The 1,189-nt window shown below is 67.4% G+C and carries 1 protein-coding gene; it reads right to left on the bottom strand.

Translation table 11 applies throughout. From position 1 onward, the window contains the following. A partial coding sequence (locus HUW62_RS47335) for a hypothetical protein (RefSeq protein ID WP_176438198.1) occupies positions 1-911 on the bottom strand: 911 nt, incomplete at its 3' end. Positions 912-1,189: the final 278 nt, after the last annotated feature.

The raw sequence follows: 1,189 nt of genomic DNA, 5'->3' as shown, positions 1-1,189 counted from the left end.
TACTGGAAGCCCGCTTGGGACTCCACCGCCAGGGCCGCCTGGGCGGAACCCGGCAACCCCATTGACTTCGCCGCCAGTCCCGCCGTGTTCCCGATGGCCACCGTGGCCAGCATGACGAAGACGCGCGCTGCGTTCTCCCCGAGCACCTCTCCGTATGCCTCACCCGCCGCCTGGAGTTGCTCGAAGCTCGTTGCCCTGTCTACCTGGCGCACCAGCGTCAGCCACCCGTCCAGCATGCTCCACACCGTGTCCACGCCCAGGTAGGCGATGAGGCAGGCCGTCAAGGTGGCCGCCACGCCTTTACTCACCGGCTCCGGCAGCGACCACAAGAGCAGGTACATCGTCGCGGAGGCGGCGATGCCAGCCACGACGGCCTGGGGGTCCGTCATGCCCTCCAGTGCTTCGGCCGTCTCCTCCCAGACCGAGTCCATGGCGATGGCCAGGGCCCAGGTGTACTTGCCATCGCTGGCCAGCAGGGGCCCCTCATCCAGCAGCCGCAAGCAGTCCCCAGGTCTGTCCTTCCGCTTGCACCACTGGCCGTAGGCGCGCGTCAGCGCCTCATCCGCGTAGTCCTCCAGCAGCCGAGGGCCGTCCACATCCCCTCCACGCTGGGGAATGAGTCGCGAAGAACCCCGCTCATACCCGTACACCCCACTTCGGGACGGAACGCCGAAGCGCTCCCGCGCGTCCTGCATGGGATTGCGAGAGGGACGAACATCCCGTGCCAGCTTTGCGACGGCCTCCTCGAATTCGTCGTCTTCGAGCTCAGCCGCACTCACTTCCGCGTCAGGCTCCTCGTGAGGAGTGACGAGGAAGGAGTCCTCTCCCGTCTCCAGCCGCACGACTCGACTCGTCGCGCAGCCCGTGACGGCCACCAACAGGAGCAGCGACACCACCCAACGAAGCGTCATGGTAGGCCCCAGCAAGAGGCCCGCGGCGAGGCGGGCTCACCCTGGCAATACCAGACGACGCTGACAGGCGACCCAAGGAGTAAGCCCCCCCGGGCCACCTGGGATCTACGTGGCCGCTCACACGCAGTGCCGCGTCCGGCCTACTGTGGCGGCTCCGTCAGCACCAGCAATCCACGGGACGTATCCACGACATACACATGACCATCTCCAGGAACCTGGAGCCCCGTGGCCCCCTCTTCCAGCGCGTCCCCGCGTCCCGGGTCCGTCTCACGATAGCT

Source organism: Myxococcus sp. AM011, assembly GCF_013372595.1.
GTDB classification, from domain to species: domain Bacteria; phylum Myxococcota; class Myxococcia; order Myxococcales; family Myxococcaceae; genus Myxococcus; species Myxococcus eversor.
The sequence above is the reverse complement of the archived record's forward strand: the minus strand, read 5'-3'. Positions and strand labels throughout refer to the sequence as shown.